The organism is Actinomadura sp. NPDC000929 (assembly GCF_040492065.1).
Taxonomy (GTDB): domain Bacteria; phylum Actinomycetota; class Actinomycetes; order Streptosporangiales; family Streptosporangiaceae; genus Spirillospora; species Spirillospora verrucosospora.
In genome coordinates, this window is sequence record NZ_JBEUPA010000001.1 from 101725 (window position 1) to 117949 (window position 16225).

General features: G+C 73.3%; 15 protein-coding genes and 1 tRNA gene. 7 read left to right on the forward strand and 9 right to left on the reverse strand.

From position 1 onward, the window contains the following. Both ABWI04_RS00445 and ABWI04_RS00450 read right to left on the reverse strand, forming a co-directional pair. The gene (locus ABWI04_RS00445; protein ID WP_345175822.1) at nt 1–276 is read right to left on the reverse strand and encodes a DUF6504 family protein; all 276 of its coding nucleotides are present in this window, start codon (nt 274–276) and stop codon (nt 1–3) included. Between the two features lie 111 nt (nt 277–387). Next, complete coding sequence (locus ABWI04_RS00450) at nt 388–660, reverse strand: hypothetical protein (protein ID WP_353830967.1); 273 nt, start codon at nt 658–660, stop codon at nt 388–390. Nucleotides 661–975: 315 nt separating this feature from the next. Here ABWI04_RS00450 and ABWI04_RS00455 point away from each other — a divergent pair, with 315 nt between their 5' ends. The 4 genes from ABWI04_RS00455 (at nt 976) to ABWI04_RS00470 (ending at nt 5883) form a co-directional block, all read left to right on the forward strand. After that, complete coding sequence (locus ABWI04_RS00455) at nt 976–1668, forward strand: TetR family transcriptional regulator (RefSeq protein ID WP_345175824.1); 693 nt, start codon at nt 976–978, stop codon at nt 1666–1668. A gap of 82 nt (nt 1669–1750) precedes the next feature. Then, on the forward strand, nt 1751–2713 hold the full coding sequence (locus ABWI04_RS00460) for a quinone oxidoreductase family protein (protein ID WP_353830968.1): 963 nt from the start codon (nt 1751–1753) through the stop codon (nt 2711–2713). 73 nt (nt 2714–2786) lie between these two features. Continuing rightward, complete coding sequence (locus tag ABWI04_RS00465) at nt 2787–4100, forward strand: DUF4389 domain-containing protein (protein WP_353830969.1); 1314 nt, start codon at nt 2787–2789, stop codon at nt 4098–4100. Nucleotides 4101–4185: 85 nt separating this feature from the next. Then, nucleotides 4186–5883: a serine/threonine-protein kinase gene (locus ABWI04_RS00470; protein ID WP_345175830.1), complete on the forward strand. Its 1698-nt coding sequence runs from the start codon at nt 4186–4188 to the stop codon at nt 5881–5883. Here ABWI04_RS00470 and ABWI04_RS00475 read toward each other — a convergent pair. Continuing rightward, nucleotides 5880–6845, reverse strand: coding sequence for an alpha/beta hydrolase (locus ABWI04_RS00475; protein ID WP_353830970.1), 966 nt, complete (start codon nt 6843–6845; stop codon nt 5880–5882). The genes ABWI04_RS00470 and ABWI04_RS00475 overlap by 4 nt on opposite strands. 112 nt (nt 6846–6957) lie before the next feature. Between ABWI04_RS00475 and ABWI04_RS00480 the strand changes: the two genes are divergently transcribed. Both ABWI04_RS00480 and ABWI04_RS00485 read left to right on the forward strand, forming a co-directional pair. Then, a complete protein-coding gene (locus tag ABWI04_RS00480) occupies nt 6958–8634 on the forward strand; it encodes a serine/threonine-protein kinase (protein ID WP_353830971.1) in 1677 nt (558 codons plus the stop codon). Between the two features lie 43 nt (nt 8635–8677). After that, the gene (locus ABWI04_RS00485) at nt 8678–10081 is read left to right on the forward strand and encodes an amino acid permease (RefSeq protein WP_353830972.1); all 1404 of its coding nucleotides are present in this window, start codon (nt 8678–8680) and stop codon (nt 10079–10081) included. 1 nt (nt 10082) lies between these two features. On the opposite strand, the gene ABWI04_RS00490 is transcribed toward ABWI04_RS00485, so the two are convergent. From ABWI04_RS00490 to ABWI04_RS00510, 5 genes are read right to left on the reverse strand one after another with little or no spacing between them, the layout of a single operon-like run. Next, nucleotides 10083–10721, reverse strand: a complete 639-nt coding sequence (locus tag ABWI04_RS00490) for a LysE family translocator (RefSeq protein ID WP_345175837.1) — start codon at nt 10719–10721, stop codon at nt 10083–10085. Between the two features lie 52 nt (nt 10722–10773). After that, nucleotides 10774–11406: a DUF1444 domain-containing protein gene (locus tag ABWI04_RS00495; RefSeq protein ID WP_345175839.1), complete on the reverse strand. Its 633-nt coding sequence runs from the start codon at nt 11404–11406 to the stop codon at nt 10774–10776. A 51-nt stretch (nt 11407–11457) separates the two neighbouring features. Continuing rightward, entirely contained in the window at nt 11458–12969 is a 1512-nt protein-coding gene (locus tag ABWI04_RS00500) for a cobyric acid synthase (protein WP_345175841.1), read from the reverse strand. Beyond that, nucleotides 12966–13871, reverse strand: a complete 906-nt coding sequence (locus ABWI04_RS00505; RefSeq protein ID WP_345175844.1) for a cobalamin biosynthesis protein — start codon at nt 13869–13871, stop codon at nt 12966–12968. Before ABWI04_RS00505 ends, ABWI04_RS00500 begins: the two co-directional genes overlap by 4 nt. Continuing rightward, the gene (locus ABWI04_RS00510) at nt 13846–14634 is read right to left on the reverse strand and encodes a phosphotransferase enzyme family protein (protein ID WP_353830974.1); all 789 of its coding nucleotides are present in this window, start codon (nt 14632–14634) and stop codon (nt 13846–13848) included. Before ABWI04_RS00510 ends, ABWI04_RS00505 begins: the two co-directional genes overlap by 26 nt. Before the next feature lie 105 nt (nt 14635–14739). Between ABWI04_RS00510 and ABWI04_RS00515 the strand changes: the two genes are divergently transcribed. Continuing rightward, nucleotides 14740–14816: transfer RNA gene (locus ABWI04_RS00515), tRNA-Arg, on the forward strand. Between the two features lie 68 nt (nt 14817–14884). Here the strand turns inward: ABWI04_RS00515 and ABWI04_RS00520 are convergent. Then, entirely contained in the window at nt 14885–16144 is a 1260-nt protein-coding gene (locus ABWI04_RS00520; protein WP_353830975.1) for an MFS transporter, read from the reverse strand. Nucleotides 16145–16225 lie beyond the last annotated feature (81 nt).

The following is a 16225-nucleotide window of genomic DNA, read 5'->3' on the forward strand; positions in this document are numbered from 1 at the left end:
TCAGTCCCATACCCGGGATAGCAGCCAACTGTCGGCGGCGACGTCATAACGCAGCTCGTAGACGCCGATCTCCCGGTCCGGGGTCGCCTCGATCCGCCAGAACTCCCGCTCGCCGGCGGCCTCGCCGTCCGGATGCCGCTCCCGCCACCAGTCGCGGGTCGTGACCCAGTGCTCCAGCACCCGCCGGACGGTGTAGAGCCGGCCACGCCAGACGAACCGGACCGGACGGCCGTCGCTCACCCAGACGTCCACCGGATCGCCGAACACGCGCGTCATCTGCCTCCCCCTCGCGCTCGCCGCACGGGGGAAGGAGCATGCGGACCTCGTTCTCGAACAGACGTTCGGTATGGAGTCTAGGGAACCCCGGGCCCGGGGAGCAAGGCGGGGTCAGCCGAGAAGGGCGCGGACATGGTCGGCGACCTCGCCGGGCCGGGCCGCGTCGGCCATGCCGCCGGAGGGCCACAGGTAGTACCAGCCGTCGCCGCACGGCGTGGCGAGGACGATCACGTGGCGCCCCGTGCCCGGCGCGTAGACGGCCAGCAGGGACTCCCCGGGCCCGGCGAACCGCCAGGACAGGCCCCGGGCCTCGACCTCGCGCGCGAGCGCCGCGAGGTGACGCCGGCGCATCTCGGCGATCTCCCGCCCACCGACTACAGACACATCAGCCGCCTCAGCTGGTCCGAGCCGCCGGCATGACCTTGAGCTACCATCCGGCGACGGTTGGTGACCGCTCCTCAGCATGACTCCGATCCGGCCGCCGTGCGGGGAGAATCCCAAGAGTGGGGACGGGTGTACCCCGGCCGCTAGGGGATGGTCCGCAGAAGCGGTGTAACGCGCCGTCCGGATACGGGCCAATCACCGCGCAGGTGGTTTCCGGTCCCCGGAACCTGGCCCGCATACGGAGGCTCCGTCCGTGATAGAAGCCTCTGTGAGGCGGGCGCCGCCCGCGTCAGCCAAAGAAGAAGGAGCGAGCCGATGAGCGCCGTCCCCGCCGGCGACCCGTCAGGCCACACACACCCCCGCGCCCAGGGGCACGGTCCGGAGCAGGGCCGCGCTCTGGCCGGGCTGCGCGAGCGCAAGAAGCAGCGGACCCGCCTCGCGCTCATCGACGCGGCCCTGGACCTGTTCCTCGCCCAGGGCTACGAGGCGACCACCATCGACGAGATCGTGGCGGCGGTGGAGGTGTCGCAGCGCACCTTCTTCCGCTACTTCGGCACCAAGGAGGACGTGGTCACGAGCTTCCTCACCGAGCACGACCAGGTGCTGGAGGAGGCCCTCGCGGCCCGCCCGCCCGAGGAGCGGCCGTTCACCGCGCTGTTCGAGTCGCTGCGCGTCGTCCTGCGGACGATCGCCGAGAGCGACCCGGCCGACGGCGCCCGGTTCCGCCGCGTCCGGCAGGTGATCGAGGCGACGCCGTCGCTGATGGCGGCGCAGATGGCGCGCTACTCCGCGTCGGCGGAGGCGCTCGCCACCGAGATCGCGCGCCGCGAGGGCGTCGACATGGAGCGGGACCTGCGGCCGCGGATCGTCGTGTCGTTCTACCTGGCCGCGACCAAGGTCGCCTTCGAGGACTGCGCCCGCCAGGACATCTGGGACGCCGGGACGGTCGCGGCGCGCGTGGAGGAGGCCGTGACGCTCGTCAGCCGGACCATGCGCGACTGGGTGTGACCGTCCCGCCGGCGGAATAGCCCGCGGGGGCGCCGGGGTTCTCCGGGAGCGTCCACGCGAACCGACCCGTCAGGAGAACGACATGCGCGCGATCGTCATCACCCGCACCGGCGGCCCCGAGGTCCTGGAGGCGTCCGAGCGCCCCGACCCGGTGCCCGGGCCGGGCGAGGTGCTGATCGACGTCGCGGCGGCCGGGGTCAACTTCATCGACGTGTACTACCGGACGGGCGCCTACCCGCAGGAGACCCCCTACACGCCCGGCGTCGAGGCGGCCGGGACGGTCGCGGCGGTCGGCGAGGGCGTCCGTGAGTTCTCGGCGGGCGACCGCGTCGCGTGGGCGAACGTGCAGGGCGGCTACGCGGAGAAGGCCGTGGTCCCCGCGGACAAGGTCGTCCCCGTCCCCGGCGGGGTGGGCCTGGAGGACGCGGCGGCGTCGCTGCTGCAGGGCATGACCGCGCACTACCTGACGAGGTCGACGTATCCGGTCCGGGAGGGCGACACCGTCCTCGTGCACGCGGGGGCGGGCGGGATGGGGCTGCTGCTCACGCAGGCGGCCGTCTCCCTCGGCGCCCGGGTGATCGCGACGGCGTCCACCCCGGAGAAGGAGAGCCTGGCGAAGGACGCGGGCGCGGACGCCACGATGGGCTACGACGGGTTCCCCGAGCGGGTGCGGGAGCTCACCGGAGGCGAGGGCGTCGCCGTCGTGTACGACGGCGTCGGGGCGCCCACGTTCGACGGGAGCCTGGAGAGCCTCCGGCGGCGCGGCACCCTGGCCCTGTACGGCGCGGCGGGCGGCCCGGTCCCGCCGTTCGACCCCCAGCGCCTCAACCGGGCCGGATCGGTGTTCCTGACCCGGCCGTCCCTCGCCCACTACGTCGAGGAGCGCGCGGAGCTGCTGGAGCGCGCCGCCGACGTCTACGCGTGGGTGGAGTCCGGTGCCGTGAAGGTCCACATCGGCCGCCGCTACGACCTCGCCGAGGCCGCCGCGGCGCACGCCGACCTCGAGGCGAGGCGCAGCACCGGCAAGCTCCTGCTGATCCCCTGAGGTCCCGCCCGGCGCCGCGGCCTCCCCTAGGCTGGCCCCCGGACGAACGATCTCTCAAGGAGCGCCGCCCCCCATGACGACGTACGCCGCCGGACCGCTGGAGCACGACGAACCCCGCGTCCTCGGCCCGTACCGCCTGCTCGGGCGGCTCGGCCGCGGCGGCATGGGGACGGTCTACCTGGCCGCCGAGCCCGACGGCCGGCGGGTCGCGGTGAAGGTCGTCAACCGGGAGCTGGCCGGGGAGCCGGCGTTCCTCGCCCGGTTCCGCCGCGAGGTGACCGCGGCGCGGCGCGTCCACCGGTTCTGCACCGCGCCCGTGATCGACGCCGAGCTCGACCAGGACCCGCCGTACATCGTCACCGAGTACATCGACGGGCCGAGCCTGGAGAAGGCCGTCGGGGACAGGGGCCCCCTGCCCGGCTCCGACCTGGAGGGACTCGCGGTCGGCGTCGCCACCGCGCTCGCCGCCATCCACGGCGCCGGGATCGTGCACCGCGACCTCAAGCCCGCCAACGTCCTGCTGTCCTCCACCGGCCCCCGCGTCATCGACTTCGGCATCGCCCGCGCCCTCGACGCCCCCGACGGCCCCACCCGCACCGGCCAGTTCGTCGGGACGCCGTCCTACATCGCGCCCGAGGTGCTGCGGGGAGAACCGGTCGAGCAGGCGTCGGACGTGTTCGCGTGGGGCTGCGTCGTCGCCTACGCCGGGACCGGGCGCCCCCCGTTCCAGAGCGGGACCGTCGCCGAGACGTTCCGCCGCATCGAGCACGAGGAGCCCGACCTCGCCGGCCTCGACCCGCGGCTGCGCGAGGTCGTCGCCGCCGCGCTCGGCAAGGACCCGCGCGACCGCCCGACGGCGCGGCGGCTGCTGACCCTGCTCGTCGGGCAGGAGAAGGCCGACCTCACCCAGGCCGTGGAGACGATCTCGGCGTCGTGGCGGGGGCCGGATCCGGCCGCGGAGCCCGCCTCCGAGCCGGACGGCGCGCGCCCCGCGGCCGTCGAGGTCCCGGCTCCGAGGCCCGCGCCGGAGGCCGCCGCCCCCGCGGTCGCGGCGGCGCGCGAGCCCGGCCCGGACGCGGAGACGGTCCTCGTCGACCTGCCGTTCCCGGCCGCCTGGCGCGGCCCGCGGCGCTGGCTCACCCTGCTCAGGGGCCTGCTGGTCATCCCGCACCTGGTCGTGATGCTGATCATGTACGCGGCCCTGGTGGTCGTCATGCCGCTCAGCTGGCTGGTCATCCCGTTCACCGGCCGGTACCCCCGCGCCCTGTACGCGCTGGCCGTCGGCTGCCAGCGCTGGTCCAGCCGGGTCGTGGCGTACGCGCTCGGGCTCACCGGCGAGAAGCTCCCGCCGTTCCGCACCCTTCCCCGCGCCCGCCGCACGAACTGAACGTGCCGAAGACTCCGCGCGTCCGAATAACCGTGGACCGCTAGGGTTCTACGACAAAGACTCCCGAATCCCCCTCAGGATCACGATGACCACGCACGCAGGAGAGAACGGGGAGACCCTGCGCCCCGGCGACCCCGCCGAGCTCGGCCCCTACACGCTGGTGGGGCGGCTCGGCCGGGGCGGCATGGGGACGGTCTACCTCGGCGAGGACCGCGCCGGCCGCCGCGTCGCCGTAAAAATGATCAACCGGGAGCTCGCCGGTGAGGGCACGTTCCGGGAGCGGTTCCGCCGCGAGGTGACCGCGGCGCGGCAGGTCCGCCGGTTCTGCACCGCGCCCGTGATGGACGCCGAGCTCGACACCGACCCCCTGTACGTCGTCACCGAGTACATCGAGGGCCCGAGCCTGGAGAGCGCCGTCGCCGAGCGCGGGCCACTGCCCGGCTCCGACCTGGAGGGCCTCGCGGTCGGCGTCGCCACCGCGCTCGCCGCCATCCACGGCGCCGGGATCGTGCACCGCGACCTCAAGCCCGCCAACGTCCTGCTGTCCTCCACCGGCCCCCGCGTCATCGACTTCGGCATCGCCCGCGCCCTCGACGCCCCCGACGGCCCCACCCGCACCGGCCAGTTCGTCGGGACCCCGAACTACCTGCCGCCCGAGCTGCTGCGCGGCGAGCAGGTCTCGCCCGCCTCCGACGTGTTCTCGTGGGGCTGCGTCGTCGCCTACGCCGGGACGGGGCGCCCCCCGTTCGCGGGCACCACCGTTCCGGAGATCTTCTACCGCGTCGTCCACGAGGAGCCGAGGCTCGACGGGCTCGACCCCGGCCTGCGCGACGTCGTCGCCGCCGCGCTCGACAAGGACCCGCGGCGGCGGCCGACCGTCCAGGACCTGCTCGGACGGCTCGTCGGCAACGGCCAGGCCGACCCGGCGAGGCTCGCCGAGACCGTCCAGGCGAGCTGGCACGGACCGGCGAGCGACCCGACCGCCCAGGCCCGCACGGCGCCGGCCGCCTTCCAGCAGCCGACCCCGCCGCCCGCGGCCCCCGGCGCCACCCGCCAGGACGCGCGGCCCGCCGTCCCCCGGTCGGGCGGCGCGTCCCGGCGTCCGCTGGTCATCGGCGGCGCCGTCGCGGCCGCCCTCGTCCTGCTCGCCGTCGTCGGGTTCCTCGTGCTGCGCCCGGACGGCCCGCCCGGCAACGTCGCCACGACGTTCAGCGACGACTTCTCCGACGACGGCTCCGGCTGGGGCACCTTCAGCGGCCAGTACGGCTACGTGAACGGCGGCTACCGGCTGGAGTCCCAGGGCTCGACCGGCGGGGTGAGGCGGGACGTGCCCAAGGACGACTTCGCCCCCGACCCGATGCTGGCCACCGTCACCACCAGGGTCGCCCAGGGTTCCCCCGACGGCATGTACGGCCTCACCTGCCGCATGACCGAGGACGGTGCGAGCGAGTACATGTTCCTCGTCCGCAACGACGGCAAGGGCGCGGTGCTCCGCAAGCTCACCAAGGACCGCGGCACCAAGGAGCTCGACAGCCCCGACTCGGTCGCCGGCCTCTCCGAGGGCGAGTCGAACAAGCTCCAGATCGCCTGCGAGAGCGGCGACGACGGCAAGCAGGTGCGGCTGCGGCTCTGGGTGAACGGCCACCGGGTCATCGACGCGACCGACACCGACCAGCCGCTCGGCAACGGCAAGGCCGGCCTGCAGGTCGAGCGGGGCGGCAACGCCGCGCAGCAGATCATCGTCGACTTCGACGACTTCGACCTGTCGGAGATCCTCGGCTAGGCCGGGGCCGGCCGGCCCGGCAGGTAGCCGTTCGTCCACCGGGTCAGCTCCGCGAAGACCTGCGAGCGGGCCGGTTCGGCGGACAGCACCAGGTCGTGCAGGCCGCCCTCGATCCGCACGAGCGTGACGTGCCGCCCGATCCGCGGCGCCCACTTCGCCATGTGCTCGACGTCCAGGACGGCGTCGGCGCCCGTCACGTCCAGCACCCCGCGGGTCGGGCGGACGCTGCGCGTCGACGCCATCACCAGCACCGGGACGTCGACGTCCAGGCCGCGGTGCAGGCGCAGCTGCCCCCGCCGCACGGCCGCCAGCCACGCCGCCCGCACCGGGAACCCGGCGAGCGGCTTCCAGGCCAGGTCGAACTCCCACTCGCCCTCGTGGTCGCGGTGGATGCTGCGCGGGTACCGGTCGGACACCCCCGCGGGCAGCTTCGCCTTCGGGAACCGGGGACGCAGCGCACGCGCCAGGCCCGCGCCGGCCTTGCGCATCACCAGCGGCTCGGCGAGGTCCAGGAACGGGCTGTTGAGGAACACGCCGTCGATCAGGCCCTTGCCCCTGGCCCTGTCGGCCCACAGGGCCGCGACCAGGCCGCCGGTCGAGTGGCCGTTCAGCAGGAACGTATCGTGCCCGTCCACGTCCCGGATGATCCGCACCGCCTCGTCGATCTCCGGGAAGTAGTCCGACAGGCTCTCGACGTAGTTCGGGGTCTGGTGCGGCCGCAGCGAGCGCCCGTACTTGCGCAGGTCGAGCGCGTAGAAGTCGAAGCCGAGCTCGACGTAGAAGTCGGCGAGGTGCCGCTGGAAGAAGTAGTCGACGAACCCGTGCAGATAGAGCACCGCCCGCCGGGACGGGTCGCCGCCGCCCCGGCGCCGCACGAGCGTCGCCACGACCTCGCCCTCGGCGTCGCGGCCCATCGGCAGCTCGATCGCCTCGTACCCGGGGCCGAGCACGTCCGCCGTCACGTCCACATTTCCTCCCGCTGTCCGGTGAACTGATGCCCCATGATCGGGCGTCAAAGAGACCGACCGTACGACAGACTGAATCACAGCCCCTCTCCACCCCGGGAGTCGAGTCATGCAGGCGCCCCTCCGTGACCGAGACCCGCGGCTGCTCGGCCCGTACGTGCTCACCGCCCGCCTCGGCCGGGGCGGCATGGGCACCGTCTACCTCGGCGAGGACGCGTCGGGACGGCGGGTCGCGGTCAAGGTCATCAACACGGAACTGGCCGACGACGAGGCGTTCCACGAGCGGTTCCGCAGCGAGGTGACGGCCGCGCGGCAGGTCAGCCGGTTCTGCACGGCCGCCGTCCTGGACGCCCGGCTCGACGGCGACCCGCTGTACGTGGTGACCGAGTACGTCAACGGGCCGTCGGTCGAGGAGGCCGTCAAGGCGGACGGCCCCCTGCGCGGCGGCGACCTGGAGGCCCTCGCGGTCAACGTCGCGACGGCGCTCGGCGCCATCCACGGCGCCGGGATCGTGCACCGCGACCTCAAGCCGTCCAACGTGCTGCTGTCCCCGACCGGGCCGCGCGTGATCGACTTCGGCATCGCCCGCGCGCTGGACGCCACCGAGGGCCCGACCCGGACCGGTCAGTTCGTCGGCACGCCCGCCTACATCGCGCCCGAGCTGATGCACGGGCGGGAGGTCACGCCCGCCGCCGACGTGTTCTCCTGGGGCTGCGTCGTCGCCTACGCGGGCACGGGCCGCGCCCCGTTCGGCGGCGGGACGCTCCCGGAGGTCATCAGCCGGGTGACGTCCGCCGACCCCGACCTGGAGGGCCTCGATCCGGCCGTCCGCGATCTGGTGGCCCGGGCGCTGGCCAAGGAGCCCGCCGACCGCCCGACGGTGAAGCAGCTGATCCAGGCGCTGACCGGCGAGGACGCGCCGCCCGCGGCTCCGCCCGCCGCCGCGCCGCCCGAACCGGAACCGGTGCCGGAGCCGGAGCCGGAGCCGACGCCTGCGCCTCTGACGAGCGTCGACTCCGTGCCGCCGACGCGCCCGGTCGGCATGCGGGCACCCGCGACCCCGGCGAGGAAGCGGTCCCGGCACCGCGACCGGGGCCTGCTCATCGCCGCGACCGGCGCGGTCCTCGCCGTCTCCGCCGTGATCGGAGCCCTCAACATCCCGGGCGGCGACGACTCCCCGGACGCCTCGGGGCCCACCGGGGCCGCCGTCCTCGGCGACGAACCGCCGGACGTCAAGGAGAAGATCTTCGACGACGGCTTCAACGACGCCGGCTCCGGCTGGAAGACGGCCGCCACCCCGGTCTTCGACGCGTCCTACCGCGACCGGAAGTACGAGATCCACGTCCTGCCGAAGGCCGGGCGCACGACCGTCGACGCACCGGTGAGCAGGATCCCCGACTCCCAGCTCGTCGAGGTCGAGGTCACGCCGAAGGACGCCTACGGCGAGGCGGGGGTGTACTGCCTGGGAAGCTCGGGCTACGCGTTCCTCCTCGGCTCGGACGGGCGCGCGCGCATCGCCAGGCTGGCCACCCGGCAGGCGCAGACCGTGACGACCGGCATCGCACCCAGGCTGCGCGAGAGGAACCGCCTCCAGGCCGCCTGCGTCAAGCGCGAGGACGGCAACGTCGACCTGGCGATGTGGGTCAACGGCAAGCCGGTCGCCTCGTCCGCCGCCACGCCGCCGAGCAGCGTCCCCGGCAACAGCGGCCTGCTCGTGGTCCGCGACGAGGGTGCGACCGGATGGCCCCAGGCGGTCTTCGACGACTTCGCGCTCTGCGAGGTCTGACCCTCGTCAGACACATCCGCGCAGGTCACCTACTGTTGTCGTGATGTCTGAGAGCAGTGGCGGCGCCGGACTGCGCGCCGGGCTGCGCCGCCGCCACATGACGATGCTGGCGATCGGCGGCGCGATCGGCGCCGGGCTGTTCGTCGGCAGCGGCGCCGTGATCAGCACCGCCGGGCCCGCCGCCGTCCTGTCGTACGCGGCGGCCGGCCTGCTGGTGCTGTGCGTGCTGCGGGCGCTCGGCGAGATGGTCGTCGCGCGCCCGGTCGCCGGGTCCCTCGCCGAGTACGCGCGGATGGCGCTCGGCCCCTTCGCGGGTTTCACCATCGGCTGGCTGTACTGGTACCTCTACGTGATCCTCGTCGGCGCCGAGGCGACCGCGGGCGCCGGCATCCTCGCCGGCTGGACCGGCCTGCCGCAGTGGGCGCTGGCCGCCGGGCTGCTGGTCGCGATGACGGCGGTGAACCTCGTCTCCGTCCGGTCCTTCGGCGAGTTCGAGTTCTGGTTCGCCTCGATCAAGGTCGCGGCGATCCTGGTGTTCGTCGTCCTCGGCGTCCTGTACGTCACCGGCCTCTGGCCGGACTCGCCCGGCGGCCTCGCCGTGCTCACCGGGCACGGCGGGTTCGTCCCGAACGGCGCCGGGTCGGTCTTCACCGCCATCGTCGCGGTGATGTTCGCGTTCGGCGGGACGGAGATCGTCACGATCGCCGCCGCGGAGAGCGAGGAGCCGGGCCGGGCGGTCGCCCGGGCCACGAGCAACGTGCTGTGGCGCGTCGCGCTGTTCTACGTGCTGTCGATCCTGCTCGTCGTGTCGATCCTGCCGTGGAACGACGCGAAGATCCTCACCAGCCCGTTCGTCAGCGCCCTGGACCGGCTGGACGTGCCCGCCGCCGGCACCCTCATGCAGGCGGTCATCCTCACCGCCGTCCTGTCGGTGCTGAACTCGGCGATCTACGTCTCGTCCCGGATGCTGTACGTGCTGACCCGCGACGGCGACGCCCCCGCCGGGCTGGTGCGGCTGAACCGGCGCGGCGTCCCCGTCCGGGCGATCCTGCTCGGGACGGTCGCGGCGTGGGCGGCGGTCGTCGCGTCCTACGTCTCCCCCGACCAGGTCTTCAAATTCCTGATGAACTCGATCGGGGTCGTGCTGGCCTTCGTCTACCTGGCGATCCTGTTCTCGCAGCTGCGGCTGCGGTCCCGGCTGCGGCGCGAGGACCCGGCGAGCCTCACCTACCGGATGTGGCTGTTCCCGTACCTGACCTGGCTGGTCATCGCCGCCCTGCTCGCCGTGCTGGTCTCGATGGCGTTCATGGCCGGGCAGCGCTCCCAGCTGGCCGCCTCCCTGGTCAGCCTCGCCGCCGTCGCGCTCGCCTACCCGCTGCGGCGCCGCTTCGGCAGGCGGCCGCCGGTCGCCTCTCCCGTCGCCGCGGCGCGCGGACCCGGGGGCTAGCTCAGTCCTTGCGGCCCGTCGCCGCGACCGTGACGCCGAGACCGATCATCATCAGGCCGCCGGTTCCGCCGATCGCCGCGAGGCGGCGCGGCGAGCGGGCGAACCAGTCGCGGGCCGTCCCCGCCGCGATCCCCCACACGCTGTCGCAGCACAGCGCGATCACCGCGAAGATCGCGCCGAACAGCATCATCTGGAGCTCGACGTGGCCGTTCTCGCGCACCACGAACTGCGGCAGGACGGCCGCGAAGAACACGGTCGTCTTCGGGTTGGTGATGCCGACGAAGAAGCCCTGCAGCAGCGCCCGGCCCCCGCCGCGCTCCGCCTCGCTCCCGGCGATCGCCTCCTGGAGCGAGCGCCGGTGCCGGATGGCCTGCACCCCGAGGTAGACGATGTAGACCGCGCCCACGATCTTCAGGGCGGTGAACACGACGACGGAACGCTCCACGACCGATCCGATCCCCACCGCGACCGCCGCGGTCAGCACCAGGGCGGCGAGCACCCCGCCGACCACGCCCGCGAGCGCGGTGCGCCGGCCGTGCGCCAGCGCGCGGCCGACGACGAACAGGACGGACGGCCCCGGGATCAGGATGATCGCCAGTGCCATCGCGGAGAACGCCAGAAGCTGATGAGTCGACACCATGCCCCGGAGAGTACGCATTCCGGGCATGGCGGCCCACCCGTTTTCCCGGGGGTCAGCCGGTGAGGACTTCCCAGGCGGCGCCGCGGCGGACCAGGAGGTTGTGCGTGAGGAGGCTCCCCGCGGGCACGTCCCACACCGGGTCGTCGCCGTCGTCGCCGCGGTCCTCGGCCCACACCTGCGAGACCGCCCAGCGGAGCTTGTCGATGCCGTCCGGGTGCCCGGTGCCGGACGCGACGAACACGTCCCGCGCGGGCGCCGCGACGACGAGGTCGCCCTCCACGTCCTGCGCCAGCTTCTCCAGGAACCCCTCGTCCAGGAGCAGGCCCGACTCCAGGCCCCCGCCCCGCGGGGACGCGCCCAGCGACACCGTCACGGCGCGCGCGTCGGGATACCAGCTGAGGCTCAGCTCGGGACGAAGGTCGCGCAGGTTGATCACCGCGTGGCGGCGCAGCTCGCCCTGCGCCACCCCGAGGTCGGCGCAGTGCCGGCGCGCCACGTGCTCGTAGCGGCGGCCGGACGGGGCCCCCTCGTCGGCGATCTCCAGCGCGTAGGTGACGTACAGGTCGGCGGCGAACGGGTCGCGGATCGGCTCCTCGTCCGCCGGGAGCGGGAACTCCAGCTGGACCTCGGCCGGCACCCGCGCCTTCATCAGCGGGACGATCAGCTTGGACCGCGGGTCGGTCACGGGGTGCTCCTCCTGGTGCTCTGCCTGCGTGCGCCTGTGTTCACGAGTGGATCACCCTACCCCCGCCGAGGGCGGCGCCGGGGCTCCGCCGGGCGGGACGACGGGCAGGCCCCCCGGCGCGCCGCCCTCGATGATCCGCCACAGGGCCCCGGTGTCCATGTGCTCCTCGACGAGGTCGCCGAGCGCGTCCAGGGTCGCCTCCCTCAGCGCCCCGAAGGACACGTCCGGGGCCGGGACGAACCGCCTCTCCGCCGTCCGGGCGACGTCCGCGAGGAACGCCCTGCGGAAGCCGTCGTTCTCCATCGCGCCATGCCAGGTCGTCCCCCACACGGCGCCTTTCCGGCACCCGTCGAGGAACGGCTCCCCCTCCGCGCTCACGATGCCGTGATGGATCTCGTAGGCGTTCACGGTCTCCCCGTAGGCGCTTCCGGTGGGCCGCCCGAGGGTCTTCTCCTTCTTGAACTCGACCTTCGCAGGAAGGAGACCGAGCCCTCGCGCTCTCCCCTCCTTTGACTCGACACCGTCCACGATCTCTTCGGCCAGCATCTGGTAGCCGCCGCAGATCCCGAGGACCGGCCGCCCCTCCTCGGCCCTCCTGCGGATCTCGTCGGCCATTCCCCGGTCGCGGAGCCACGCCAGATCGGCGACCGTGGCCCGGGTCCCCGGAAGCACCACCAGGTCGGCCTCGGCCAGGTCGCCGGCACTCGCCGCGTACCGGACGACGACGCCGGGCTCGCAGGCCAGGGCGTCCATGTCCGTGAAGTTGGAGATGCGCGGGAACCGGACGACGGCGATGCGCAGCGTCTCCTTCCCGTAAGGCCCTTTCGCGTCGGGCCTCGGCGCGTCCAAGGCCAGGGTGTCCTCAGAATCGAGATACAGGCCGAGTTTCCAGGGCAGCACCCCCAGCGTCGGGCGCCCGGTGAGCATCGCGAGCTGCTCCAGCCCCGGCGCGAGAAGCTCCCGCGCCCCCCGGAACTTGTTGATGACGAATCCGGAGATCAGCGCCTGGTCGGCGGGCTCCAGCAAGGCGACCGTGCCGTAGAGCGACGCGAAGACACCGCCCCGGTCGATGTCGCCGACCACCACCACCGGCAGGTTCGCGGCCCGGGCCAGCCCCATGTTGACGATGTCGCCGCCCCGCAGATTGATCTCGGCGGGACTCCCGGCCCCCTCGCACACCACCACGTCGTACCTGGCCCGCAACTCCTCAAGGCACTCCAGCACGACGCCCTTGAGCCGCTCCTTGTGCGCCCCGTACTGAAGCGCGTCGACCTCCGCCACGGGCTTCCCCAGCACCACGACCTGGCTTCTGCGGTCGCTTCCCGGCTTGAGCAGCACCGGATTCATCAGCGCCGCGGGCTCCACCCCCGCGGCCTGCGCCTGCATGTACTGCGCCCGCCCGATCTCCGCCCCGTCGCTCGTCACCATCGAGTTCAGCGACATGTTCTGGGCCTTGAACGGCGCGACCTTCACCCCCTGCCGCGCCAGCCACCGGCACAGCCCCGCGGTGACGACGCTCTTCCCCGCGTCCGAGGTGGTCCCCGCCACCAGAAGCCCGCTCACCGCACACTCCAGACCACGGCCGCCGCCGCGAACGTCACCGCCGCCGAAAGCCGGACGGCCCTCCGGATGTCCCTGACCTCGGGCGCCCGCCCGTCCCCCATCTCGGGCCGCCGCTCGACCCGTCCGCCATAGGCGTTGGCGCCGCCCAGCCTCACCCCGAGCGCCCCGGCGAAAGCGGCCTCGCACCGTCCCGCGTTGGGACTCGGATGCTTCGCCCCGTCCCGGCGCAGAACCCGCCAGGCCTCCCGCCCCGAGCACAGGGCGACCAGTCCCCCGGTGATCCTCGCCGGAACCCAGTTCGCTACATCGTCCAACCGCGCCGCCGCCCACCCGAACCGCTCGTACTTCGGACTCCGATACCCGACCATGGCGTCGAGCGTGTTCACGGCCCGGTACATGAGCAGCCCCGGAATGCCCGCCACCGCTCCCCACACCAGAGGCGCGATGGACGCGTCCGACGTGTTCTCGGCCACCGACTCCACCACCGCACGGCTCAGATCGCGAGCATCCAACCCCCGCGGATCCCGGGCGCACAGATGGGAAAGCCGCTCCCTGGCCGCCTCCACGTCGCCCCGCTCCAGCACCCGCGCCATGTAGAGCCCTTCACGCCCCAGCGACGTCCCGCCGAGCACGGCCCAGGTGACCCCGGCGGTAACAAGACAGTGCACTACGGGCCGCCGGCTCGCCCGCTCAAGCGCAACCCCCACGACCCCGGCGCCCCCCACCAGGGCCCCGACATAGACCGCACCCCGCCAGCGCGAGTCCCCATAGACCCAGCGCTCGACCCCGGACGCCACCCGACCGAAACCTGCCACGGGATGCCACCGCTTCGGGTCCCCGAAGAGAGCGTCCAGCGCGACCCCGAGAACCAGCCCCTCACCAGAGACGCGCATCGAGCTCATCCCAGTGCCGCTCCAGCCAGTCCTGCGCCCGCCGTATCCGGGGCCCGGCGCCTCCCTGCCAGATCCGCGCCCATCCCCCACCGCGTTCCGCCCTCCCCCGCATCGCCCGATAGGACCGCTCGAACCGCACCCGCGCCGCCGGCAGCACCTCCCGCCGCCGCTCCCGGTCCAACCCGTAGGCATCGCAGAAGATCCGCAGCCTGCGCCCCACGTCCACCCCGTAGAGCACGGCGTCCCGATCGGCCGGATCCTCGATCGGCCCCCAGTGCCGCAACGCCGTGACCACGTCGAACACCCGCGTGGTGGGCCGCGCCAGATCGAAGTCGATCAGAGCGACCGGCCGCCCGCCCCGGAAGACCACGTTCTCCGGCGTCACATCGCAGTGCCCGATGACCTCGGGCTCCCCGTCCACGTTGGACGTCTCCGCGTCCCACGGCGCCCCCACCGGCGCCTCGTACGACGCGACCGCGTCGTGGTACCGCCTCAGCAGCCGCCCCACGTCCCGCAGCACGTCCTCCGAGACGACGGACGCCGCCAACGGCCGCTGCGGCACCTCCCCGGGCACCCAGCTGAGCACCTCCCGCCCCAGCTCATCGACCCCCAGCACCCGCGGCGCCTCGAACCCCACGTCCTCCAGGTGCCGCAGCAGCCCGTGGACCGCCGGACTGTGCGCCCTCAGCGGCCGCCGCACCGTCTCCCCGACCCGCACCACACCCTCCGACACGGCCCCACCGGAGAGCGGCACCTCAATGTTCACCGCCACAGCACCCCAAGATAGGACCCCCGCCCCAGCGGTAAGGCCGTTATAGATGTGGAGCCGGACGACGTGCACCCTTACACTGTGTCCCGGCGTCCCGCCGGGCGCCGAGCGCCCGTAGCTCAGCTGGACAGAGCATCGGACTTCTAATCCGACGGTCGCGGGTTCGAATCCTGCCGGGCGCGCCACACCCTCACCCGCGCGAACGCCATCTCCGGGCGACGCGGGCGATAGGGCAGATGACCGCGGTGCCGCGCTACTTCGTGCCCGGCGAGGGAACCGAAGGGTCGGGTTGCGGGGGTGCCGGGTCGGGGTCTTCGTGGGGAGGGGGCTGCGGCTTGGGGTCGGCCGGGACGCGGACCAGCCAGGCGGCGCACACGGCGGTGACCGCGGCCATCAGGACCAGCAGGACCCGGTAGTCGACGACTAGCGACAGTGCTGCGCCGAGGGCGATGGAGACGGTTTGCGGAGTGCTGATGACGCCCATCGCCGCGGTCAGCGCCCGGCCGCGCAGGGCGTCGGGCGTTCGCCGCTGCACCGCCATGACCAGGCCAACGGTCGTCCAGCACATGCCGAAGCCGAAAAGGAACGCGCCCACCGCCACCGGGGGGATTGCGGGCGCCAGGTAGACCAAGGACGCGATCGTCACCAGGGCGATGCCCAGCATCACCGTGCGCAGGTCGCCGACGCGGCGGATGGCGGCGCCCGCCGCCAGGCCGGCGCAGACCGCGCCCGCGCCCTGCACACTGCTCAGCACGCCGACGAACGCGGGAGCGCGGTGAAGCCCGTCGTCGACGATCGAGAAGATGAGAGTCTGGGAGAAGCCCGTCACCAGCATGGCCAGGCCCAGTGCGCCCACCAGCGTGCGCAGAGGCGTGGACCGGTAGATGTGGCGCAGGCCCGAGAGCACCTCTTCGCGCAGTTCCAGTGCGCCGGTGACGTGACGCTGGTCGCCGGGCGCCCGGATGAGCCACACGCATACCGCGGCCGCCAGGAACGTGGCCGCGTCCAGTAGAGCCACTACGTGGCCGCCCGCCACCGTGAACAACGCCGCGCCGAAGAGGGGGGCCAGCAGCTTCACGCCGTCGGCGGAGGTCTGCAGGAGGCCGTTGGCGTCGGGGAGTGCGTCCTCGTCCACGATCGCCGTGACGAGGGCGGCCTGGGTGGCGGTGATGACCACGCCGGCGATGCCGTAGCAGAGGATGATCGCGTACAGCATCCAGACCTGGCCCTCGCCGCGCACCAGCAGGCTGAGCAGCATGACGCCCGCCATCACCAGGTTGGTCACGATGAAGATCTGGCGCCGCGGGAACCTGTCGATGAGCACCCCGGCGAACGGGGCGAACAGGAACGGCAGGGCGACGAAGAAGAACGCGCCGCCCGCCGCGGCATTGCTGCCGGTCAGCTCCTTCACCCAGATACCGAAGGCAATGATGAGCGCCCGGTCGCCCAGGGTCGACAAGGTCTGACCGATGATCAGGAGCCGGAACCCACGATTGGTCAGCAGAACCCTCACGGGCGACCTCCTCGGCGGCGAGGCAGAACTACAAGACCATGCCATATCGGCGCGTTCGGGGATATGGCCGTGCGGTGGCCG